The organism is Deferribacter desulfuricans SSM1 (genome assembly GCF_000010985.1).
In the GTDB taxonomy this organism is placed as follows: Bacteria; Chrysiogenota; Deferribacteres; order Deferribacterales; family Deferribacteraceae; genus Deferribacter; species Deferribacter desulfuricans.
Genome location: NC_013939.1, coordinates 929,712 through 953,026, shown reverse-complemented (window position 1 = coordinate 953,026; position 23,315 = coordinate 929,712). Strand labels below are relative to the sequence as shown.

General features: G+C 31.7%; 25 protein-coding genes. 12 read left to right on the top strand and 13 right to left on the bottom strand.

Translation table 11 applies throughout. The annotated features are described in order from the left end of the window. The first annotated feature begins 1 nt into the window (after nucleotide 1). From DEFDS_RS04790 to DEFDS_RS04735, 12 genes are read left to right on the top strand one after another with little or no spacing between them, the layout of a single operon-like run. Nucleotides 2-1,498: an ATP-binding protein gene (locus tag DEFDS_RS04790; RefSeq protein ID WP_013007672.1), complete on the top strand. Its 1,497-nt coding sequence runs from the start codon at nucleotides 2-4 to the stop codon at nucleotides 1,496-1,498. Between the two features lie 2 nt (nucleotides 1,499-1,500). Continuing rightward, the gene (locus tag DEFDS_RS04785; protein ID WP_013007671.1) at nucleotides 1,501-2,172 is read left to right on the top strand and encodes a flagellar brake protein; all 672 of its coding nucleotides are present in this window, start codon (nucleotides 1,501-1,503) and stop codon (nucleotides 2,170-2,172) included. A gap of 20 nt (nucleotides 2,173-2,192) precedes the next feature. Then, a complete protein-coding gene (locus tag DEFDS_RS04780; RefSeq protein ID WP_013007670.1) occupies nucleotides 2,193-2,537 on the top strand; it encodes an STAS domain-containing protein in 345 nt (114 codons plus the stop codon). Then, a complete protein-coding gene (locus DEFDS_RS12600) occupies nucleotides 2,500-3,738 on the top strand; it encodes a CheR family methyltransferase (RefSeq protein ID WP_013007669.1) in 1,239 nt (412 codons plus the stop codon). The genes DEFDS_RS04780 and DEFDS_RS12600 overlap by 38 nt, the downstream gene beginning before the upstream one ends. After that, nucleotides 3,731-5,038, top strand: a complete 1,308-nt coding sequence (locus tag DEFDS_RS12595) for a GGDEF domain-containing protein (RefSeq protein WP_013007668.1) — start codon at nucleotides 3,731-3,733, stop codon at nucleotides 5,036-5,038. The genes DEFDS_RS12600 and DEFDS_RS12595 overlap by 8 nt, the downstream gene beginning before the upstream one ends. After that, a complete protein-coding gene (rlmN, locus tag DEFDS_RS04765) occupies nucleotides 5,035-6,117 on the top strand; it encodes a 23S rRNA (adenine(2503)-C(2))-methyltransferase RlmN (protein ID WP_013007667.1) in 1,083 nt (360 codons plus the stop codon). The genes DEFDS_RS12595 and rlmN overlap by 4 nt, the downstream gene beginning before the upstream one ends. After that, nucleotides 6,078-6,560 (top strand): thioredoxin-dependent thiol peroxidase, encoded by a 483-nt coding sequence (bcp, locus tag DEFDS_RS04760; RefSeq protein WP_013007666.1) that lies wholly within the window; start codon nucleotides 6,078-6,080, stop codon nucleotides 6,558-6,560. The genes rlmN and bcp overlap by 40 nt, the downstream gene beginning before the upstream one ends. Beyond that, nucleotides 6,553-6,783 (top strand): exodeoxyribonuclease VII small subunit, encoded by a 231-nt coding sequence (xseB, locus tag DEFDS_RS04755; RefSeq protein ID WP_013007665.1) that lies wholly within the window; start codon nucleotides 6,553-6,555, stop codon nucleotides 6,781-6,783. The genes bcp and xseB overlap by 8 nt, the downstream gene beginning before the upstream one ends. Next, nucleotides 6,776-7,678 carry a polyprenyl synthetase family protein gene (locus DEFDS_RS04750; protein WP_013007664.1) on the top strand — a complete coding sequence of 301 codons (903 nt, stop codon included), beginning with the start codon at nucleotides 6,776-6,778 and terminating at the stop codon, nucleotides 7,676-7,678. The genes xseB and DEFDS_RS04750 overlap by 8 nt, the downstream gene beginning before the upstream one ends. Beyond that, on the top strand, nucleotides 7,678-9,534 hold the full coding sequence (dxs, locus tag DEFDS_RS04745) for a 1-deoxy-D-xylulose-5-phosphate synthase (RefSeq protein WP_013007663.1): 1,857 nt from the start codon (nucleotides 7,678-7,680) through the stop codon (nucleotides 9,532-9,534). Before DEFDS_RS04750 ends, dxs begins: the two co-directional genes overlap by 1 nt. After that, nucleotides 9,516-10,322 (top strand): TlyA family RNA methyltransferase, encoded by an 807-nt coding sequence (locus tag DEFDS_RS04740; protein WP_013007662.1) that lies wholly within the window; start codon nucleotides 9,516-9,518, stop codon nucleotides 10,320-10,322. The genes dxs and DEFDS_RS04740 overlap by 19 nt, the downstream gene beginning before the upstream one ends. Continuing rightward, the gene (locus DEFDS_RS04735; RefSeq protein ID WP_013007661.1) at nucleotides 10,315-11,163 is read left to right on the top strand and encodes an NAD(+)/NADH kinase; all 849 of its coding nucleotides are present in this window, start codon (nucleotides 10,315-10,317) and stop codon (nucleotides 11,161-11,163) included. Before DEFDS_RS04740 ends, DEFDS_RS04735 begins: the two co-directional genes overlap by 8 nt. Before the next feature lie 14 nt (nucleotides 11,164-11,177). Here DEFDS_RS04735 and DEFDS_RS04730 read toward each other — a convergent pair whose 3' ends face one another. The 13 genes from DEFDS_RS04730 to DEFDS_RS04670 all read right to left on the bottom strand — a co-directional run bounded on the left by DEFDS_RS04730 (nucleotide 11,178) and on the right by DEFDS_RS04670 (nucleotide 23,309). Continuing rightward, nucleotides 11,178-11,375 carry a DUF6485 family protein gene (locus DEFDS_RS04730; protein ID WP_013007660.1) on the bottom strand — a complete coding sequence of 66 codons (198 nt, stop codon included), beginning with the start codon at nucleotides 11,373-11,375 and terminating at the stop codon, nucleotides 11,178-11,180. A gap of 10 nt (nucleotides 11,376-11,385) precedes the next feature. Next, a complete protein-coding gene (pfkA, locus tag DEFDS_RS04725; RefSeq protein WP_013007659.1) occupies nucleotides 11,386-12,351 on the bottom strand; it encodes a 6-phosphofructokinase in 966 nt (321 codons plus the stop codon). Then, on the bottom strand, nucleotides 12,348-13,061 hold the full coding sequence (queC, locus tag DEFDS_RS04720) for a 7-cyano-7-deazaguanine synthase QueC (protein ID WP_013007658.1): 714 nt from the start codon (nucleotides 13,059-13,061) through the stop codon (nucleotides 12,348-12,350). Before queC ends, pfkA begins: the two co-directional genes overlap by 4 nt. An 83-nt stretch (nucleotides 13,062-13,144) precedes the next feature. Further along, nucleotides 13,145-13,945 (bottom strand): MBL fold metallo-hydrolase, encoded by an 801-nt coding sequence (locus DEFDS_RS12590; protein ID WP_013007657.1) that lies wholly within the window; start codon nucleotides 13,943-13,945, stop codon nucleotides 13,145-13,147. A gap of 36 nt (nucleotides 13,946-13,981) precedes the next feature. Then, nucleotides 13,982-15,208: an imidazolonepropionase gene (gene hutI, locus DEFDS_RS04710; RefSeq protein WP_041223622.1), complete on the bottom strand. Its 1,227-nt coding sequence runs from the start codon at nucleotides 15,206-15,208 to the stop codon at nucleotides 13,982-13,984. Next, nucleotides 15,205-16,146, bottom strand: coding sequence for a formimidoylglutamase (hutG, locus tag DEFDS_RS04705; protein ID WP_013007655.1), 942 nt, complete (start codon nucleotides 16,144-16,146; stop codon nucleotides 15,205-15,207). Before hutG ends, hutI begins: the two co-directional genes overlap by 4 nt. Before the next feature lie 6 nt (nucleotides 16,147-16,152). Then, complete coding sequence (hutU, locus tag DEFDS_RS04700) at nucleotides 16,153-17,832, bottom strand: urocanate hydratase (RefSeq protein WP_013007654.1); 1,680 nt, start codon at nucleotides 17,830-17,832, stop codon at nucleotides 16,153-16,155. Further along, nucleotides 17,810-19,375, bottom strand: a complete 1,566-nt coding sequence (hutH, locus tag DEFDS_RS04695; RefSeq protein WP_013007653.1) for a histidine ammonia-lyase — start codon at nucleotides 19,373-19,375, stop codon at nucleotides 17,810-17,812. The genes hutU and hutH overlap by 23 nt, the downstream gene beginning before the upstream one ends. A gap of 21 nt (nucleotides 19,376-19,396) precedes the next feature. After that, nucleotides 19,397-20,143, bottom strand: coding sequence for a histidine utilization repressor (gene hutC, locus DEFDS_RS04690; RefSeq protein WP_013007652.1), 747 nt, complete (start codon nucleotides 20,141-20,143; stop codon nucleotides 19,397-19,399). Further along, nucleotides 20,140-20,859 carry an ABC transporter ATP-binding protein gene (locus DEFDS_RS04685; RefSeq protein ID WP_013007651.1) on the bottom strand — a complete coding sequence of 240 codons (720 nt, stop codon included), beginning with the start codon at nucleotides 20,857-20,859 and terminating at the stop codon, nucleotides 20,140-20,142. Before DEFDS_RS04685 ends, hutC begins: the two co-directional genes overlap by 4 nt. Continuing rightward, complete coding sequence (locus DEFDS_RS04680; protein ID WP_013007650.1) at nucleotides 20,843-21,604, bottom strand: ABC transporter ATP-binding protein; 762 nt, start codon at nucleotides 21,602-21,604, stop codon at nucleotides 20,843-20,845. The genes DEFDS_RS04685 and DEFDS_RS04680 overlap by 17 nt, the downstream gene beginning before the upstream one ends. Beyond that, nucleotides 21,601-22,446 carry a branched-chain amino acid ABC transporter permease gene (locus tag DEFDS_RS04675; RefSeq protein WP_013007649.1) on the bottom strand — a complete coding sequence of 282 codons (846 nt, stop codon included), beginning with the start codon at nucleotides 22,444-22,446 and terminating at the stop codon, nucleotides 21,601-21,603. The genes DEFDS_RS04680 and DEFDS_RS04675 overlap by 4 nt, the downstream gene beginning before the upstream one ends. Then, on the bottom strand, nucleotides 22,446-23,309 hold the full coding sequence (locus DEFDS_RS04670) for a branched-chain amino acid ABC transporter permease (protein ID WP_013007648.1): 864 nt from the start codon (nucleotides 23,307-23,309) through the stop codon (nucleotides 22,446-22,448). The genes DEFDS_RS04675 and DEFDS_RS04670 overlap by 1 nt, the downstream gene beginning before the upstream one ends. Nucleotides 23,310-23,315: the final 6 nt, after the last annotated feature.

Sequence of the window (23,315 nt, the reverse complement as noted above, 5' to 3'; positions counted from 1 at the left end):
AATGTACAAAGTGTTATATGTTGAAGATGACTTTCAAAGTTTTAAACTTGTCGAAATGATTTTGAAAAAACATAATATCGATGTTTTTTTAGCAAAAGACGGTTTAGAAGCCATAGAACTAGCTGAAGAAATTATACCTGATCTAATTATAATGGATATTAATCTTCCAAAACTAAAAGGTTATGAAGCAGCAGCAATTTTAAAATCTAAAAAATCAACTAACCACATACCAATAATAGCTCTTACAGCAGTTTCAGAAAATTCGTATGAAAAACTATCCATGGCAGCAGGCTGTGAAGCATTTTTCACAAAACCTATAGATCCCAAGTCTTTTGCACAAAACATTATTTCATTTATTGAAAAAAGGGACTTTAGTGAAAAAAATATTGATCTTTTTTCAAAAGAAATCAGTCTATCCTTAAAAAATAAAGCTGAATCTTTAGCCAAACTAGAAAGGGAACTATTAAATCTTAATTATAAACTAAACAAAATTCTTGGTTCTCTTCCAGAAGCTGTTTTTATAGTATCCTCAGATTTTACAATAAATTATATGAACACTAAAGCATTACAGATAAAAGTTAGCAATCAAAATTTTATAACTACCAATAATTTTTTAGAAATATTTTCTTTAGTGGATTATACTTTGGAACAATTAAATGAGGATTTAAAAGAAAATGATAAAGTAGAAGGTGTATACTCCATCTTAAACGATAATTCAAATAGGTTTTTTTTAACAACATTCACAACTTTTGATGATGATACTTTGATTACTCTTAAAGAAATAACAGATATAAAAACTTTTGAAGAAAACATAAAGCATGTGGAAAAGCTTGCCACAATAGGACAAATTACTTCTGGAATCATCCACGAAATAAACAACCCTTTAACATCAATAAAAAATTATTTATCAGTTTTGAAACACCTTTGCAGTGATAGTACACAGCAAGAAATTTTAAATAAACTAAATTTTGGAATCGAAAAAATTGAAAATTTAGCGGTAAATTTAGTTACCTTTGTAAGAAAACCGGAAAATAAAAAATATCCTATAAATCTAAACAATACAATTAAATCAGTGTTTTCTTTTAGTGATTACGAAATCAGAAGAGGAAATGTACAAATAAATTTAGAATTGGAAGAAAATCTACCATTGATTTATGGTAATAACACAAGCATTGAACAAATGATTTTAAATCTACTAATAAATGCAAATCATGCTTTAGCAGAAGTAGAGAACCCACAAATAACTGTTAAAACTTATTCCAATAATGATGATATCTTCCTTGAAATCTCTGACAACGGTCCAGGGATACCAGAAGAAATCCAAGACAAAATTTTTGAACCTTTTTTTACAACAAAACCAGAAGGTAAAGGTACAGGATTAGGCCTTGCCATAGTGAAAAAGATTGTTGAAGAACATAATGGAGAGATTTGTTTTAACACTTCTAAAAATGGCACAACTTTTGTTATAAAATTCAAAAAAGTTAGTGGAGAAAACTAATAATGGAAAAAATTACCAACCCTGATAAATATATCGAATCAAATACAAAAATATTAGTTGAAGTGTTGTCAGGAGAATTTATCGGTAAATATGATTCAAGGATTGAGTCAATTAATGACGATTATATATATATCTCTCTGCCCACAAAAAATGCAATCCCTGCCCCACTAAAGCCAGGGACAAAAATTGACGTTTCTTTTGTAACAGATAAAGGCAGATTTAGTTTTATCACTGAAGTAATAAATAGAGTAAGAGACAATATTATAATGTTAAAAATAAAAAAACCTGATCAATTATTTAGAAAAGAATTAAGAAAATATTTTAGAGTGGAAACATTTTTAAAAATAATAGTATGCAAAATAGTATACAACGATAATAAGAATACGCCAGATATGATAAAAATTTGTAAAGAAGGTACTGTTAAAGATATTTCAGGTGGTGGTGTTAGAATCTTTACTGAATTAGAGCTTTATATTGATGACATTATTGAATTGGATTTTTCAGGAGCTATAAATAATATTAAAGAAGTTTTTGGAAAAGTTGTAAGAGTAAAGGAAATAAACGGGAAAACAGAAGCTGGGGTTGAGTTTATATCCATAAGAGAAAACGATAGGGATAAAATTATTCAATATGTTTTTAAAAGACAAATTGAACTAAAAAGAATGCAATCATAATTTTGTATCAGGAGGAAAATATGGCATTTAAAACTGAAAAAGTAGAAGATGTAGAAATTATAATTCCTTTAAGCGAAATTGATGCAATAAATGGAAATGAAATTAGAGATCACATTTCAAAACTTAAAAATGTTTCCGGTGTAATAATTAACTTTGATAGAGTTATATATCTCAATAGCTCCGGTTTAAGAGAGCTTATACAATCACTCAAATATTTAAAAGATAACCATATCCCTTTTGCATTATGTAATCTTTCTGAGAACATTCATAAAATTTTCTCAAACACAAATCTAAACAAGCTTTTTAACATATTTAAAAACGAAAAAGATGCAATCAAGTTTATTAAAGAAGAATACACTATTTGAAACAATATGTGAATTCCTTTCTATAGAATGTGGCTTTAAAATAACCAATGCCACTATAAATAGAATTTTAGAATTTATACAACACAATAGTTTCTTAGAACAACTTTCCTATGAAGAATTAATTGTTTTTTTAAGAAAAAATCTAATAAGTTTTATTTTAAACAATGAAACATATTTTTTCAGAAACAAAGACCAAATTGATAAAATTATAGATTATTATAAAACTCAACAAATAAGAGGAAATCTAAAGATTTTATCTTTTGGCTGTTCAACAGGGGAAGAGTGTTATTCATTATCAATAAAATTTTTTTTAGAAAACATAAATAATTATGAAATTATTGGTATAGACATTGATAAAGACGCTTTAGAAAAAGCTAAAAAAGGAGAATATACTGAAAATTCATTTAGAGGTAATATTGATTTTTATAAAAATTTTTTCGTCAAAGAAAAAAACAAATATTTAATAAAAAGCTTTTTAAAAACCAATGTCAAATTTATTGAAATAAACCTTTTAAAAGAAAATATCTTAAAATATTTTGAAGAAGAATACTTTGATATAATACTTGCTAATAATGTACTAATATATTTAGATGATAAAGCAATAAATGTTGTCTTAAATCAACTTAATCAGGTTTTAAACAAAAACGGCCTTTTTCTAACATCTAAAGAAGAATCTCATATTGTTGATAATTCTCATATTTTTACAAAAGATGAGTTTGATAATAGTGTATTTAAAAAAATCAATATTGAAGATGTCATAAAACAAGAATTTAGAGAGCTTTATGAATCAAATATTAAATCTGATGATGAAAATGCTGAAAATATCTATAAACTAAAAGATAGATATAAAAATTTATCAATAGAGCAGCTTAAAAATCTTTTACAACAGGAAAAAGATAAATTTAAGATATTAGCTATTTATTATTTGATCTTCGAAAACTCCTATAATCCTGAAGATTTAAAGAATTTTATTACCAAACTTATAGAAAATGGGTTTTATAATGAAGGGAGAAAATGGCTAAAAACATATTTAATGATAATTAATCCTACCGAAAAAGATTTAAATGATTATATTGATTTGTGTATCAAGACAAAAAACTATGATGATTTAATAAATATATTAAAGAAAAAAATTAAATTATTTAAAAATGAAAATGATATTAAATTATACAAAACTTTAACCGGAAAAAATTATGAATGATCATATACTCTTATGCATTACTAAAGATGAAAGTATCCCCGATGAGCTATTAACAAAAAATGTTTTCGTCAGAACTACATTAAAATCTGCAATAAATGAAATAATGCATAAAAGTTTGAATAAAATTATTATTTCTGAAGCTTTTTTTAAAAAATATTCATTAGTAATACAGCTTATAGCAAATGTTATTTATGAACAACCAGTGGAATGCTACATGATTTCTGAAAACAGCTATTATACATTTTCAGATGTGACGATTATAAAAATTGAGAATTTGAAAAATATTATACAAAAAAAAGAGAAGAAGAAAAACATATCCTACTCTGATGAAAAAACAAATATTTTTTTATACAATATAATAAAACTAGCAATCACTAATAATATCTATCATCTATTTCAAATTTATAAGGATGATTTTGACAGCACTATTATCAAATTATTGGATATTTTGGAAAAAATTTTTCTGCCCGTTAATTTACTATTGGTTATTAAACAAGATTACGAATATAAGGCTTTTATAAGTAACAACTCCAATAATCTTTGCTGCAATCTTTTGAAAATAATTTCTTCACATAATAATTTGAATCAAGATAATATTATTATTTATAGAGAAAATAATAGTGATGCGGTAAAAATACCAAAAACAGATTTAAAAAATAAACTTTTTAAACTTAACGATGATATATATTATTTAATACAATTTGATGAAGACCCACCTTTTGATGAAAAACTATTAGAATTTGCTATAACTTATTCAAACCTTCTTATTTCTTTCTTACTATCTCAAAAGTCAAGACAACAAGAAATTGTTTCAGATTATTTAACAAAGATTTATAATAGAAAATTTTTTGATGAAACTCTAAAATATACAATTAAATCTTCAAAACGACATAAAACTCCATACTCATTGATTTCCTTCGATATAGACAACTTCAAAAAAATAAACGATAATTTTGGCCATGATAAGGGTGATACTGTATTAATTGAACTTTCAAATATAGTTAAATCAAATCTACGTCAATCAGATATTTTTGCAAGAATTGGCGGAGAGGAGTTTGCAATTATCCTACCACAAACAAATTTTAAGGGAGCTTCTATTTTAGCTGAAAAGATAAGAGAACATGTTGAAAATCACCACTTTTCTTTTAATAAAGAATATACTGTAACCATTTCGTTAGGACTTATATCAATAGAAGAAGATTTTGATGTTGATTTCAATACATTGTACAAATTGGTTGACAATGCACTTTATCAAGCTAAAAAAGAAGGGAAAAACAGAGTCGTAGCACAAAGATTATGAATCATAAAATAGACAATTTATCACTGACAGAACTAAAAGAAGTAGTGACTCAATTAAACGAAAAACCTTTTAGAGCAACTCAGCTGTTTAAATGGATTTATCAAAAAGGGGTAACCTCTTTTGATGAAATGACTGATTTACCATTAGAATTCAGAAAAAAATTAATTGAAAATTTTTCATTTACAAAACTTACCGTAGTTGAACAGTTAGAATCTCAATTAGATGGATCTATAAAAGTTCTTTTCAGACTGGAAGATGACAATTTTATTGAGTCAGTTCTAATGTTTGATGGAAAAAGGGTTACTGCATGCTTATCTACTCAGGTTGGATGCAGGATGGGTTGTCAATTTTGCAACACAGCAAAAATTGGATTAATAAGAAATTTGACATCTGCAGAAATAATAAGACAAATAATATACCTTAGAAATTTAGCAGAAACAAAAAAGAAACCTTTAACCAATCTTGTCTTCATGGGTATGGGAGAACCTCTTGATAATTTTGATAATTTAACAAAATCTCTTGATATTATCTTAAATGAAGAAGCTTTAAATTTCAGCCATAGAAAAGTAACAGTATCTACTTGTGGCATAATGGATAAACTCAACCTATTGGCTAAACACTATAAAGTAAATATAGCCATATCCCTAAATGCCGTAACAAACAAAATTCGCTCTAAGTTAATGCCAGTAAATAAAAGATACCCAATAGAAGAGATTATAAATGGTATAAAAAAATTGCCAATCCCAAAAAGGAAAAGGATAACTTTAGAATATGTATTAATAGATGGGCTTAACAATACAACTAAAGATGCAAATTTGCTTGTAAAACAATTAAAAGGTTTACCGATTAAAGTAAATCTCATTCTTTACAACAAAACAAAATTGAGCGACTTTCATTCACCACAACTAAATTATGCTTTAAATTTTCAAAAGACTCTGATAAATAATGGGATAGCTACATTTATAAGAAAAAGTTTCGGCCAGGATATAGAGGCTGCTTGTGGGCAGCTTTATGCAAAATATTACAGTGAGAGGGGACAATGGAAAGAATCAAACTTAACCCAGGAGATAAAGCAGTAGATTTTAAGCTCATTGGTGATGATGAAAAAGAGCACACCCTTGATGATTTTAAAGGGAAAAAGTTAATTTTATATTTTTATCCAAGAGACAATACATCAGGTTGCACAAGGGAAGCTGTAGGATTTACTGAACATCTCGAAGAAATAGAATCACTAAACGCTACAGTGGTTGGTATAAGCCCTGATTCTATAAAATCTCACAAAAAATTTAAAGAGAAACACGGCTTAAAAATTCTTCTTCTTTCTGATCCTGATAAAAAAGTTGCAGAAAGTTATGGTGCTTATGGTGAGAAAAAGATGTACGGTAAAGTAACAAAGGGGATAATCAGGTCTACTTTTATCATTGATGAAAATGGAATAATCTTAAAGCCATTTTATAATGTAAAAGTGAATGGTCATGTGGAAAAAGTTATTGAATTTTTAAAAGGGTTAAGTAATGAGTAAAGAAAACATCAAATTCGAAGAAAAGATAAAAAGGTTAGAAGAAATAGTAACGATCTTAGAAGAAGGTGACGTTGGTTTAGAGGAATCATTAAAATTATTTCAAGAAGGGATGAAGTTAGGTAAAGAGTGTAAAAAGTTTTTGAAAGATATAGAGTTAAAAATAAACAAAATTATTGAAATAAATGAAGATGGAACTTTAGAATCGGAAGAATTCGATGAGTGAAAATTTTAACTTAAAAAACTATATAAAATTTTTTGCACAAAGAGTAGACGACTGGATAAGAAACTATTTAACTTATGAAAACGAACAAACTATAGGTCTAATAGAATCAATGCGTTATAGCATCTTTGCTGGTGGCAAAAGATTAAGACCTGTATTAATTTACTCCTCTTACGGTATATTTGAAAGTTATTTTGATAAAGTTACCCCTTTTGCTGCTGCAGTGGAAATGCTCCATACTTATTCTCTAATCCACGATGATTTGCCTGCTATGGATGACGATGATTTAAGAAGAGGTAAACCCACAAATCACAAAATGTTTGGAGAAGCCACTGCCATATTAGCTGGTGATGCATTATTAACTTTGGCTTTCGAAATTATGCTCGATAAAGATATAAACAAAGATATTCCTACAGAGACAATACTTGAAGCAGCTTTTAAATTAGCTAAAAGTGCTGGTTACAAAGGTATGGTTGGTGGACAATATGCAGACATAATTAATGAAAACAAAGAGATAGACAAAAATACGTTAGATTTTATACATAAGCATAAAACTGCAGCACTCATCTCTTATTGCTGTGAACTTGGAGCAATTTTAGGTTTTGCAGATGAAAAAGATAAACAAAATTTAGCCGAATTTGGCGAAAAAATTGGTTTAGCATTTCAAATTGTAGATGACATACTAGATATCACTTCGACTACTGAAGAGCTTGGTAAAAACGCAGGAAGTGATTTAAAAAATAAAAAAGCAACATACCCTGAAATATATGGTCTGGAAAAATCAAAATCGATAGCTGAAGATTTAATTAATTCTGCGATAAATATTTTAAAACCATATGGTAAAGCTGCAACACCTTTGATAGAAATAGCAAACTATATTTTAAAAAGGAATAATTGATGATTGAAAAATTAAAGCTACCTGAAGACATAAAAAAATTAAAGTATGAAGAGTTAGAAGTTTTGGCGAAAGAGATAAGAGATATTATCATTAAAACGTGTGCAAAAAATGGTGGGCATTTAGCCCCATCATTAGGTGTTGTTGAATTAACTATCAGTCTCTTAAAAAATTTCAATCCGTTGATAGATAGAATTATTTGGGATGTAGGACATCAATCCTATGCCTATAAAATATTAACAGATAGAAAAGATAGATTCCATACATTGAGACAATTTAAAGGTATAAGTGGATTTAATAAACCTGCAGAGAGTAAATATGATGCTTTTGGTGTCGGACATACCAGCACATCTGTTTCAGCTGCATTAGGGTTGAGAGTTGCAAATGATATTCTGAATTTAAATCGAAAAATTGTTGCAGTTATTGGGGACGGTGCCCTTACTGCAGGTCTTGCTTTTGAAGGGTTAAACAATCTTGGACATCTTGATAAGGATATGATCGTAATTTTAAATGACAATGAAATGTCCATTAGTAAAAATGTGGGAGCCATATCATCCTACCTATCAAGAGCAATGACAGGAGAATTTTATACTCATTTCAGAAAGGATGTTCAAAGTATCCTAGAGCATGCCCCGCTTGGCGATAAATTGTTAAAAATGGCTAAAAAGTTTGAAGAAGGGTTAAAAGGTTTTTTCACACCAGGTATTTTATTTGAAGAATTGGGCTTAAAATATATCGGGCCAATAGATGGCCACAATCTAAAAGAGCTTGATAAAGCTCTACACAATGCAAAAATACAAGATGGCCCTACTCTAATACATGTAATAACTAAAAAAGGGAAAGGGTATAAACCAGCAGAAGAAAACCCAGAAAAATTTCATGGAATATCATCTTTTGATATCAAAACAGGTAAGCCTATCAAATTTAGTGGCAAAACATTTACTGAGGTCTTTGGTGAAAAGATCATAGAAATGGCTGAAAAACACAAAAACATCGTAGCGATTACAGCAGCTATGAAACCAGGTACTGGGCTTACAAAATTTGCAGAAAAATTTCCAGATAGATTCTTTGATGTGGGAATTGCAGAACAACACGCCGTTACTTTTGCAGCTGGCTTAGCTATCAGTGGATGTAAACCTTATGTTGCAATATATTCTACCTTTTTACAAAGAGCTTATGATCAGATAATCCATGATGTCGCACTTCAAAATCTTCCAGTTACTTTCTGTATTGACAGGGGTGGACTTGTGGGAGCTGATGGCCCCACTCACCATGGAGCTTTTGATATCTCTTATCTACGAACAATTCCAAATATACATATAATGCTTCCAAAAGATGAAGTAGAACTAAAAGAGATGTTAGAATTGAGCTATCAAATCGATGCACCTGTGGCTATTAGATACTCAAGAGGAAATGTTAAAGAATATGAATATCCTTACGAAAAGGTTGAACCTTTCAAACCTCAAATTATAAACGAAAAAGGTGAAATATTACTGATAAGTGCCGGACACATTTTTGACGAGGCTAGCAAAGTCTATGAAGAATTAAAGGCAGATTATAATATTGGATTTATTAATCTTCGATTTGTAAAACCACTAAATAAAGATATTATTTTAGAAATATGCAAAAGGAAAAAATTAGTTGCTGTAGTTGAAGAAAATGCAAAATTTGGTGGTGTTGGAGAATACATTTTATCAATATTAGCAGAAAATAACCTTCTACCAAACAAATTTTTATCTTTTGGACTCCCTGATAAATTTATCGAACATGGATCTATTAATGATCTTAGAAAAATTGCAGGTATCGAATCTGAAACAATAAAAAATAAAATAATTTCTGAATGGCAAAAGATAGATTAGATAAGATTTTATTTCAAAGAGGGTTAGCAGAATCAAGGGAAAAAGCCCAAAGATTAATAATGGCTGGGCTTGTCATTGTAAATAATGAAAAAATAGACAAACCTGGTACAAAAATTGATGAAAATGCCCATATAAAATTATTGGAAACATTACCCTATGTTAGCAAAGGTGGACTCAAATTAGAAAAAGCTGTAAACCATTTCAATTTAGATTTCAAAGAAAAAACAGTCCTTGATATAGGAGCTTCCACTGGCGGATTTGTCGATGTGGCACTAAAAAACGGTGCAAAAAAAGTCTATGCTGTGGATGTGGGAAAAGCGCAACTACACTATTCATTGATAAATAATCCTAAAGTTGTTAATATTGAAAAATGCAATTTTAGATATATAGAGTTTGAAACTATTGGAGAACAAGTTGATGTTATCACTTGTGATGTATCTTTTATTTCCCTTTCTCTCATCATCCCAAAAACAATTCAATTTTGTAAAAAAAATATTACACTTTTTATCCCATTAATTAAGCCTCAATTTGAAGCTGGAAGGGATCAAGTAGGTAAAAATGGGGTTGTGAAAGATATCAATATTCATAGAGAAGTTATAAAAAAAGTTATCACCTGTGCTTTAGATAATGGTTATGAGTTTGTTGATATTACGAAATCACCTGTAAAAGGTGCAAAAGGGAATGTTGAATACTTAACATATTTCAGATATACTGGAAATAAGATACCAATAAAAGATAGTTTTTTCATAGAAATTGACAAAAAAATAGAGAGAGCCTTAAATGAATAACATAACATTAATTGTAAAACCGCACTCAGAAGCAGCCAAGCCTTTAGCTGAGCAAATTTATACCCTTTTAAAAGAAAAAGGTAAAAATATTTTACTTGAGAAAAGAGCTGCAGGAGTTTTAAATTTACCTGAAAACAGTGCAAAAGAGATAAAAGAAAAATCAGAATTGATAATCGTATTAGGGGGGGATGGCACATTAATATCAGCTATACGACTTGTTGAAGATAAAGATATCCCCATTTTAGGAATAAATCTTGGAAGACTTGGTTTTCTTACAGAAACAAAAGTTGAAGAAGCAATTCAGGTAATAGAAAATATTATAGAAGATAATTTTAGATGTGAACAAAGGATGAAATTAAATGGCAAAATAGTTAATGGTGAAGCAGAATTTTCCATGGATGTCTTAAATGATATTGTGATTCATAAAGGTGCCTTAGCAAGAATTATTGAAATGGATGTTTTTATTGACAATATGTTTGTTAATACTTATAGAGCTGATGGTTTAATTATAGCTACTCCAACTGGCTCTACAGCTTATTCTTTAGCTGCAGGTGGTCCAATTGTAATACCGACAATGAATTCTATTTTGATAACACCAATATGCCCCCATTCTTTAACACATAGACCAGTTGTTGTCCCTGACAATTCAGAAATAAAAATTATTATCAAAAGTGAAGATGAAAAGATTTTTATCACCTTTGATGGACAAATTGGTAAAAAATTGGAAAAAAACGATGAAATAATTATTAAAAAATCGAAAAACTATGCAAGATTAATTATTCCTAAGAATCGCAATTATTATTCACTTTTAAGAGAAAAATTACATTGGGGCGATAAATAAATTTCAAGCCCCAATTAAATCAACCCTTTATCTTTTGCAAAATTTTTAAAACTTCTATCGTAAGTTCTTTCTGCTTCAGGAGAAAAATAACAAGCTGGTAACTCGTTTCTACTTCTATGATAAGCTATACAATCGCAACATCTCCCCCTTTTAGAGCAACTCATCCAAGTACATGGGCAGGACTCAGCTATTTTCTCGGCTTTACATTCCATAACATACCTCCTAATTGCTCAATATTTCAGCTATTTCTAATAATTTTGGGTCAAGCTCTTTCTTCTTATTCAAAACATCATTTAAATCAACAAGCTCCATCTTAGTTTTCTGTAAAGCTACCATTTTACCGCAACCTGTCCCATCCAAGAGAGTCTCAACAGCAAATGCACCCATCCTTGTTGCAAGCGTTCTATCAAAAACAGTAGGACTACCACCTCGTTGCAAATGACCTAAAACTGTAATTCTTGTCTCAAAACCACCAATCATGCCAAAAACCTTCCCAAAATCATAAGCAGATCCTACCCCTTCTGCTACAATAACAATACTTCTCGTTTTCCCTTCTTCATATCTTTTTTTAATCTTTTCAATAATTTTCTCAATATTATATGGTACTTCAGGAATCAATACAGCTTCAGCTCCACCAGCAATGGCTGACATTAAAGCCAAATAACCACAGTTCCTCCCCATTACTTCAATAAGAAATGTTCTATCATGGGAACTTGCTGTATCATTGATAGAATCAATACAACGAACAATCGTATTTAACGCTGTATCCACTCCTATAGACATATCAGTGCCGTATATATCATTATCAATGGAACCAGGTATCCCAATCACATTCACACCATATTTACCACAAAGTACAGTAGCACCTCTAAGGGAACCATCCCCGCCTATAACCACAAGCCCATCAATATTATGTTTTTCAAGGTTTTTAATAGCTTCCTTTTGCCCCTCTTCGGTTTTGAATCTTTCACTTCTGGCACTTCTTAAAAAAGTCCCACCTTTTTGAATAATGTTTGCGACATCCTTGCTCTCAAGTTTTCTAAACTCTCCTTCTATTAAACCCTTATACCCTTGCTCTATACCATACACTTCTATACCTTTGCTCAATGCCGTACGCACAACACTTCTTATAGCCGCATTCATACCTGGACAATCACCACCACTTGTTAATACAGCAATTCGTTTCATACTCCCCTCCTCTTTATTAAATAAGTTTCATAAAACTCAGGGAATTTTTCGTAGGGAATAGGATCTATTTCACCTGCTTCCATAAACCCTTTTAATCTCAACAGACAGCTATCACACTCTCCACAAGCTTTATCTTCACTTTTGTAGCATGACCAACTCAAATGCAAAGGTGCATTTAACTCAACACCCTTTTTTACAATATCCTTTTTCTTCATATTTATTAAAGGGGTTTCCACCTTCAATCCAATGTCCTTAGCAAGTGCCACACTCAATAAATCGTTAAATTTGTCATAAAATATCTTTCTACAGTCTGGATAACCAGAACTATCTTCTTCCACAGCCCCTATAAAAATTCGCTCAGCCTCAATAACCTCAGCCCAGCTTGTAGCAATGGAAAGGATATTAGCATTTCTAAAAGGTACATAAGTTTTTGGAATCTCTTTCCTATTTAAATTACCTTTTTCCACTTCAATCTTTTCATCAGTTAAAGCTGAACCACCTATTTTTTTGAGATAGTCTATACTTACCACCAAAGTATCTTTTGCATCATAATAACTTGCAATATCATAAAATGCTTTTAGTTCCCTATTCTCAGTTCTTTGCCCATAATTTGTATGCAGAAGATAAAGCTCATACCCCATATCCTTAGCAATTGCAGCCGTCACACAACTATCCATACCACCACTAACTAACACTATAGCCTTTCTCATAATTCCCTCCTGATTAATATTGTAGAAATCCTATTAGACAAATCAACAGTTTTTTACTTAAAAACTATTAAAATAATTATAATTTAATTTGAAAGTACTGATTTGACTATGTTTAGTTTACTAAAATCAAAGTTTGTTGCAAAAGATGTTATATCTTCAAAACCTAAAAGCTTGTTTCTTATTTTTTTTGCACTGTACCCTTTCTCATATAACTTTTTTACTTTATCAATAAGTTCTTCAATATATTCAATCTTTTTAGATATCAATTCCTTAGGTTTTTCATCAACGATACCTCTATGAGCACAAAACATTACATCAAAATCATAATTTAGCAATTTTTTCAAACTTTCCAAAATAGTATAAATATTCTCATCCCTTCTCAAATACTTTGGTTTTGCAGATATAAACAAATCTCCAGTAAACAACCACCCCCTGATTGTCTCAATCAAGGATACAGAATCCACAGAATGCCCAGGTGTATGTATCACATTAAAAGCGTACTTACCTATTTCAACCTTATCACTATAAATAAAATCTGGTGAAAATTTTTCTGGCACACCCCATATAATTTTCTCATAAGGGAGCATCTTATATCCATTTTCCAGGTAACTAACTGATAAGTTATGTGCAAATATTTTCGTATTAAACAACTTCTTTAAGTCATAAGTATTACCAGCATGATCTTCATGATAATGTGTTAACAAGCAATACTCAGGTTTATATTTCTTAGCAACTTCAATAAATATCTTCTTTGTTGTAGGCTGTGCAGAGTCTATAAATATGTTATCTAATACAAAAAAATGAACCGTGGTATTTATCGCATCATGAAATCTACCAACTTTATAAGCAACTAAATCATAATACTTTTTACTTTTATGAACCATGAATCATTTTTATTATAAAATTGTATATTTATCAATCTATTTTTGAAAAATTATTTCACCTTTTTTGATTACTTTTTCAATTCGGTTTACACCAAAATTATAAACAAGATATCTGTAATCTGGCGCATCTAAAATAACAAGATCAGCTTGTTTTCCTCTATGGATAGATCCTGTTTTATCAGATAATTCTAAAGAGTGTGCGCCATTAATAGTAACGGCATTAATAACCTCTTCCATTGTCATACCCATATTAAGGCACGCTATAACCATTACCATCTGTATAGAATGCGTATATGAGCTACCTGGATTTAAGTCTGTGGATAAAGCTACAATTCCACCTCTATCAAGAATCTTTCTTGCAGGTGCATATTCTTTTGACATCAAGAAAAAGGTAGTAGCTGGAAGCAGGTTGAACACACAGCCAGCATCTATCATTTTTTCTATATGCTCATCCTTTATCTTTACAAGATGTTCTCCACTAACAGCTTCAAATTCTGCACATAGCTCAGATCCACCAAGTGGATAAATTTCATCAGCATGGATTTTAACTTTAAACCCTAAATCTTTAGCAGCAGTCAAAATTTTTTTTGTATCATCAATCTCAAAAACACCTTTTTCACAAAAGATATCTACATATTCTGCTAAACCTTTCTCTTTTACTGTAGGTAACATCTTATTTATCACAAGATCTATATATTCTTCCTTTTTCCCTCTATATTCTAAAGGGATTTCATGCGCTCCCAAAAAAGTAGATTTAATATCTACATGGTATTCTTCTTGCAATTTTCTTATCACTTTTAACTGTTTAATTTCATTTTCTAAGTCAAGTCCATAACCACTTTTCATTTCAACAGTAGCCACACCAAAACTTATCATCAACTCCAAGTCTTTCTTAGCAGCCTCATAAAGCTCATCAAAGGTGGCATTTCTAACAGACCTAACTGTAGAATTTATACCTCCACCCTCAGCTGCAATTTCCATATATGTTTTACCCATAATTCTTTTGTTAAATTCATCCTCTCGTGAACCAATAAATGGGATATGGGTATGTGGATCCACAAAAGCTGGCAAAACCACTTTACCTGTAGCGTCTATAACCTCATTAGCTTCTGCCTCTTTCGTAGTAATATCAACAATTATACCATTCTCAATTATCAAGTTCACATTTTCGTAAATATCAAGTTTTTTTGCATCATCTTTTACTGCATATTTTTTATTAACTGGTGTCACAAGTTGTTTTATATTTTTAATTACTTTTCTCATCTGTAACCCCACCTCGAAATAGCATCTATTACATAAAAAATAATGTTAGCCCCTAGTCTTGCAGTCCTTCCATCAATATCATATTCTGGATTAATTTCTGCAATATCAAATGCAGTCAATTTACCTGTTTCAAAAATCTTTTCTGCAAAAAATAAAAAGTCATCAGGAGAAATGCCAAAAGGTGTGGGCGCACTTACCCCACATGAAATATCAGATGAAAAAACATCCATACAAACAGTTGTATAAATATAATCTGCATTTTTTAAATAATTTCTTATTTCATTAGTAAAATTTCTATTTTTTACTTCATCTGAGAGTAAATATCTACCACCAAATCTTTCATTCCTTTCAAAAAGTTGCCTTGTATTACCCGATTTTTGAACCCCAAGACAAAAATACTTATATTCTTCTTTCAATTCGTCAGCAATCTGAGCAAACATTGTCCCCGAAGAAGGAGCATCATCATATGGCCTGTTATCAAAGTGCGCATCAAAATTCACAATTGAAATGTTATAATCTTTTATCCCCAAAAATGTTCCATAGGCAACTTCATGCCCTCCACCGATAATAACAGGAAAACCTTTTTTATCTTTTATAATTTTAACTAATTCACCAAGTAATTTTTGTCCACTTTCTAAATCATCATCTACAATAACATCTCCAGCATCATATAATTTTAAACTATCCCAATGCCAAGGGAGTGAGGCCAGATATTTTCTGACCTCACCAGGAGCATTTTTAGCACCTATTCTACCTTTATTTCTTTTTACCCCTTCATCAGAACAAAATCCCAGCAAAACAACTGAATCATCAAAGTCAATGCTATCTGCTTGTAAGTCAATCTGCTTTACTACCTGATGCCATCTAAAAGCCAACTTATCACTTGCAGAGTCTACCCTTCCTGACCATTTAAAAATATTACTCTTGTACTCACACATAATATCTTATTTTCTCCAATCTAAAATTCCAAATTTATTGCCCACTTCGATAGCTTCTTCATAACCAGCATCAGCATGCCTATAAATACCTAGTGCAGGGTCATTGAAAAGTACTCTTCTAATACAACACTCAGCCCTTTCAGTACCATCCACAAGAATTACCATTCCAGCATGCTGTGAATACCCTATTCCTACACCACCACCATGGTGGAAAGAAACCCAAGTGGCACCGCCAGCTGTATTAGCCATAAGATTGAGTAGTGGCCAGTCTGAAATTGCATCACTACCATCTTTCATCCCTTCTGTTTCTCTATTAGGTGAAGCAACTGAGCCACAATCTAAATGATCTCTACCAATCACAATTGGAGCCTTTACTCTTCCACTTTTTACAAGCTCATTAAATATCAATCCAGCTTTTTCACGCTCACCAAGTCCTAACCAACATATTCTACTTGGTAACCCCTGAAAAGCCACCTTCTTTTCTGCTTCCTGTAACCAGTGAATCATATGTTTATTTTCAGGAAATGCCTCCATTAAAGCTCTATCAGTTTCATAAATATCCTCAGGATCTCCAGAAAGTGCAGCCCATCTAAAAGGCCCCTTACCTTCGCAAAATAATGGCCTTATAAATTCAGGAACAAATCCATTGAAATCAAAGGCATTTTCCACACCACCCTCTTTTGCAAACTCTCTTATATTATTTCCATAATCAAAAACTACACTTCCCCTTTTTTGCATCTCAAGCATTGCCCTTACATGCCTTGCAATTGTTTTTATTGCCAAATCTCTATATTTTTTCGGATCCTTTTTCCTCAATTCAAAAGCCTCTTCTAACGAAAGACCTGATGGGACATACCCATTTACTGGATCATGTGCAGAAGTTTGATCTGTAACAATGTCTGGTATAATGCCATCTGCAAGTAATTTTTCTAAAACATCAGCAGCATTCCCTACCAGTCCAACAGATATAGCTTTTTTCTCCTCTTTAGCTTTAAGTACAATATTTATAGCCTCTTCGTAAGAGTTAGTCATTATATCTAAATATTTAGTATCCAATCTTTTTTTGATTCTTTCGGGATCCACATCAACTCCTAAGAAAGTTGCACCAGCCAAAGTTGCAGCCAATGGTTGAGCACCACCCATACCGCCCAATCCACCAGTCACAAGAAGCTTACCACTCAAATCACCGTTAAAATACTTTTTACCACAGGCAACAAAAGTTTCATAAGTACCCTGCAATATCCCCTGAGAACCGATGTAAATCCAACTACCAGCTGTCATCTGCCCATACATAATAAGCCCTCTTTCTTTTAACTGGTTAAAATACTCCCAATCTGCCCATTTTGGCACAAGATTGCTGTTTGCTATTAAAACCCTTGGAGCTTCCTCATGAGTCCTCACAATTCCAACAGGCTTACCTGATTGAACAAGAAGACTATGCTCATTGTCCATAGTCAAAAGAATCTCTACAATCTTTTTCAAAGCCTCAGGATTTCTTGCTGCCTGACCTGTGCCACCATAAACGATTAAATTTGCTGGATCTTCTGCAACTTCTCTATCAAGGTTATTAAGGAGCATCCTTAAAGGAGCTTCAGTCTGCCAAGATCTTGCATGGAGCACATTTCCCCTAGGGGCTTTATACTCTGGATGATTGGCATATTTTTTAATGAATTCCGAAAAGTTCATAATAACCTCCATATAAATTTATATTTTTTGACTTTGCTATCTCCTCAGCAGCTTTTACCATTTTGCCGCTCTGTATAATTTCCACACCCTTTTTAAGATCGTTTGCAAAAATTCTATCCTCATCTGCATGATCAATATATTCTCTTACTACTTTATGGCACTCTTCTAAAACTATCCCAGACTTTAAAGGCCTTCTAAAATCAAATGCCTGAGCAGCACAAACAAGTTCAACTGCTAATATTTTTTCTAAATTATCTAAAATTTTGTAAAGCTTCCTTGCGCTTATAGAACCCATACTCACATGATCTTCCTGTCCTAATGAGGTTGGGATGCTGTCTGCACTTGCAGGAAAACAAAGAGATTTATTTTCACTTGCCAAAGCAGCAGAAGTGTATTGTGGTATCATAAAACCAGAATTTATACCTGTATTTTTCATCAAAAGCTTAGGTAGTCCCACATTCCCTTCTAAAAGAAGATATGTCCGCCTATCTGAAATATTGCCTATTTCACTCATTGAAAAAGCAGCATAATCTAAAGGTAAAGCAATCGGTTGTCCATGAAAATTACCACCGCTTATGATATCTTCACTAGAAAATATTATTGGATTATCAGTGACAGAATTAATTTCAGTATGAACAATCTCTTTAAAATGCAAAAATGTATTCCATGTAGCTCCATGAACCTGAGGGATACATCTTAATGAATATGGATCTTGAACTCTTTCACAATTTTCATGCGATTTTAATATTTCTGATCCTTCCAAAAGAGTTCTAAATTTGTGCGCCACATACAAAGCACCTTTATACTCTCTTAGTCTATGTAACCTTTCATCAAACGGTCTAAGAGATCCCATCAATGCTTCGAGAGTCATAGCTCCAATAATATCGGCATTTTCAAGGATATTTTTCATTCTTACCAGTGATAAAACTCCAAAAGATGACATAAACTGAGTGCCATTTATCAATGCCAACCCTTCTTTTGCTCCAAGTTCGATAGGGCCGATACCAAGTTTTTGCAACAACTCTCCAGTTTCAAAAATCTCACCTTTGTACTTCACATAACCATAACCTATCAGAGGCAAAAAAAGGTGCGCAAGTGGTGCAAGATCACCAGATGCACCCACTGAACCCTGCTCAGGCACAAGTGGTATAATATCATTTTCTAAAAACCAGAGCATTCGCTCAATTGTTTTAGGTTGCACTCCCGAATAACCAAAAGATAAAGCATGAGCTTTAATGATTATCATTGTTTTTACTATGTTATCATCAAGAAAATCACCAACTCCAGCGCTATGACTTTTTAAAAGATTATATTGAAGCTTTATTGTGTCATCCGCAGAAATCTTTGTAGAACAAAGTGGCCCAAAGCCAGTATTTATACCATAAACAGGTTTTTCACCCTTTGCCACTTTTTGTGTTTCTTGATAAGAGTGATTAACTTTTTGATATGTTTCTTCATCTAAAATAGGTTTTAATTCTTTATTCAAAATATCTAAAACTTTTTTAGCACTTAACCTATCTTTCCCTAATAAAAATGTTTTCATTAATACCCCTCTCTTGATTATTTAATATATGGATTCCCTTTTTGTAGAACCATCTTTAGCATATTTAAAACGTGTTCCTATTTTATACTTATCACCTGGAGCTATAAATTTTACATAGGTAACAACATCATTTCCAAGCCATGTCCTTCTTGACAACTGCAAACATGGTGTGTTTTTGCTAATTTTAAGCAATTCACAAACCATCCTATCTGGCATAATCGCTTCAACAATATGCTCAGCTTCAGTTAAAGCAGTGGTTCTCATTAAGTACTGGTGAGCTGTCTCTTTAGTAAAATCCACATTTAGATAATCTGGAACAATTTTTGGATTTACATATCGTATCTCTATCTGAAATGGTTCATTATCTGCAAAATGCAAAAACACCGATTTATAAACTTTATCACCACAATCAAGACCCACCAACTTCATTATTTCACCTTTAGCAATAGTTATCTCTACTTCTATAACTTCTAAGCTATGCTTTTTTCCCATTTTTTCGATTTCATCAATCACACCTCTGATTTCAAGCATCTCAGCCACATTACTTTCATAAGCTACATAAGTCCCTTTCCCCTGAACCCTTTTTAAAATATTCTCAGATGTCAACTCTCTAACAGCCCTATTAACTGTCATCCTGCTTACATTAAACATTTTTGCAAGGTCATTTTCAGAGGGTATCTTAAAACCTGGCTTCCACTCATTTGAATGAATTTTATTAAGTATAAATTTCTTTATCTGAACATAGCTTGGTGCTATCACATCATTCATAATTCACCTTTCTTCAGACCTAAATAAGCCTCTATTAAAGAACTATCTGTCATTGCATCCTCTCTGCTTCCTTCCCAAACCTTTCTGCCAGACTCTAAAACAACTACATGATCTGCGACTTGCAAAGCTTTTGTTGTATTTTGTTCTACTATCAATATAGTAACTCCAAGATTCTTTAATTTTTTTATCGCTTCATAGCATATAGATACTGCCTTTGGCATCAAACCCAAAGAAACTTCATCTATCATTAAAAATTTAGGTTCTGCCATCAAAGCTCTTCCAATAGACAACATCTGCTGTTCCCCACCTGATAGAGTGCCAGCTATTTGATTTATCCTCTCTTTCAAGCGGGGAAATAACTCAAAAACAAATTCCATTTTTTCTTTCTCTTTATTCTTAGGAAAGATATAATTTCCTATAACCAAATTTTCATAAACAGTTAGATCAAAAAAAAGTTTTCTCCCCTCCGGAGCTAAAGCAATCCCTAATTTAACTCTCTCATATGGAGGGATATGTGTAATATCCTGATCCTCATATAAAACTCTGCCTGATTTAACTTCAGCATGACCAGCTATTGCCATAATTGTTGAAGTTTTGCCCGCACCATTAGGTCCAATCAATGCTAATATCTTACCTTTACTTACTGACAAATCCAAATTTTCTACAGCTATAAACTCACCATAACCAACTGACAAATTGTCAAGCTTCAATAACATCATCATCACCTATATACGCCGAAATCACCTTTTTATCTTTCATAACATCCATCGGTTTACCATCAGCAATCTTTGCTCCAGCATCCAAAACTACTAGTCTGTCACAAATTCTAATAACTTCAGATAGATTATGCTCCACTAAAATTATTGAAACTCCATCATTGTTAATTCTCTTTATTATATTTGCCATTTTAGATGCTTCTGATTGACTTAAGCCTGCTAAAGGCTCATCAAGTAACAAAACTTTTGGATTTAGTGCTAAAGCTCTCACTACTTCTAACCTTTTTAAGAATCCTAACGGCAAGTTTGATGGGAAGTTATCAGCTACTTGCTCTATATTAACCTTTTTTAAATAATCCAATGATTTTTCGTATTCTTCTGAAAACCTTTTATAAAACAGAGATTTTATTGCCGACTTTGTTTTATCTTTACCTAAAGCTATTGCTATATTCTCTTTTACTAATAAACTTCTAAAAGGTTTTACAATCTGATGAGAAATACCCAATCCTTCTCTAATTCTTCTGTTAACAGAAAACCTTGAAATATTTTTACCATCTAAAATGACACTTCCAGAAACAGGTTTAATAATACCTGAAATAGCTTTTAATGCCGTAGTTTTACCTGCACCATTTGGTCCTATAAGTCCTAAAAGCTCGCCTTTATAAAGCTCAAAACTTAAATCTTTAACAGCTTGCACACCACCAAATTTGACATTTAATTTTTCAACTCTTATAATAGTGTTCATATTTTTAATGTCCTCGTTTTAACATACTCAAATATTCCAGCTATCCCTTTTGGGCTAAACCTCATCATCAAAAATAACAACCCACCATATAGCAATAATTTATAATCTGAGATAAACTGTAACCACTGTGGCAATAACGATAAAATAATAGATGCTGTTACTACTCCCCAGACAGAACCTATACCACCGACAACAACCATAGACAAAATACTTATTGACTCAGTAAAACCAAAACTATCAGGACCTATATATCTAATATCGAAAGCATAAAGCCCACCAGCTAAACCAGCTAACATGGTGCCTAAAATAAATGCTGTTAATTTATATTTTGATGTATTTATAGCTACTGTTTCAGCCGCATCTTCATCATCAGCTATTGCTTCAAATGCAAAACCCATCCATCTATTTTTTATTGTTATAGAAAACATAATGACGAAAATGGCAACTATAGTTACTACTAAAGAATATTGCATCTTTGTTAGCCCTGTAGCAGGTATCGAATAAATACCCATTTCACCACCTAACCACTCTTGTTGCCTAACAAATCCAATAAATAAAAAATTTACACCCATTGTAGTTATAGCTAAAAAATCATCTTTAACTCTTAGAGAAGAAAAACCAACAATAAAACCAAATACTCCAGCTACAATGGCTCCAAAAATAATAGAGATAGGTATATTGATACCTAATTGTGCTATCATTGCTGCAGCGTAAGCACCCGTACCGTAAAAAGCAGCATGCCCCAAACTAATTTGACCACAATAGCCTGAAATCAAATTTAAACTGAGAGAAAGAATAACACTAATTCCAACCAATATTAGTAAACTATAAAAATATTCCATTACCTTTTACTCCCAAAAAGCCCCTGTGGTTTGATCATTAAAACAATAATTAAAAACGCAAAAGCTATCGCATCCCTATCTAATAAACTACCTAGATATATTGTCCCAAAAGACTCAACGACACCTAATAAAACAGATGCAATTAATGTTCCCTTTACATTTCCTAAACCACCTAAGACAATTATTGCTAATGCCTTATAACTTGGCACACCCCCCATAGTAGGTTCAACCAGATTGTTTAAAATACCTACCATTACACCACCAGCTCCAGCTAACATTGAACCTATAAAAAAGTTCCCATACCTAACTTTCTCAACATTTATCCCAAAAGATTCAGCAATTTGAGGTTGAGTAACCGTAGCTCTCCAACTTATTCCAACCCTTGTTTTTGTTGTAAAAATAGACAACGCACTGATTAAAACTAATGCAACAAGCATTGTAACTATTTCTGCAGACTTAAGATGCAAAGAAGATAAATTTATCACATCTTGAAATGGTGGATTTTTATAAGAAACACCCATTGCACCAAAAACCATACGATAAATCTCTTCCATTGAGATAAACAACCCTATCGAAGCAATTAATGCCACATAAGGAGGTTTTTCCAGCATTGGTTTATAACAAAAAATATAGATAGCAACTCCCAAAAGACCAACTAAAAACATTGAAATAGTAAACGATAGTATTAAGCTGTTTGTTTGATTCATTAATAAGACGCCTAAATATGCTCCAAGTGTAAATAATCCAGCATGAGCAACATGAAGTATTCTAAGCAAACCATAAACTAATGTCAGCCCAACGGCTATTAAAGCATATATACTACCTTGAATTAATCCTTGTAATATCAAATCAATAAATAACATAAGTTA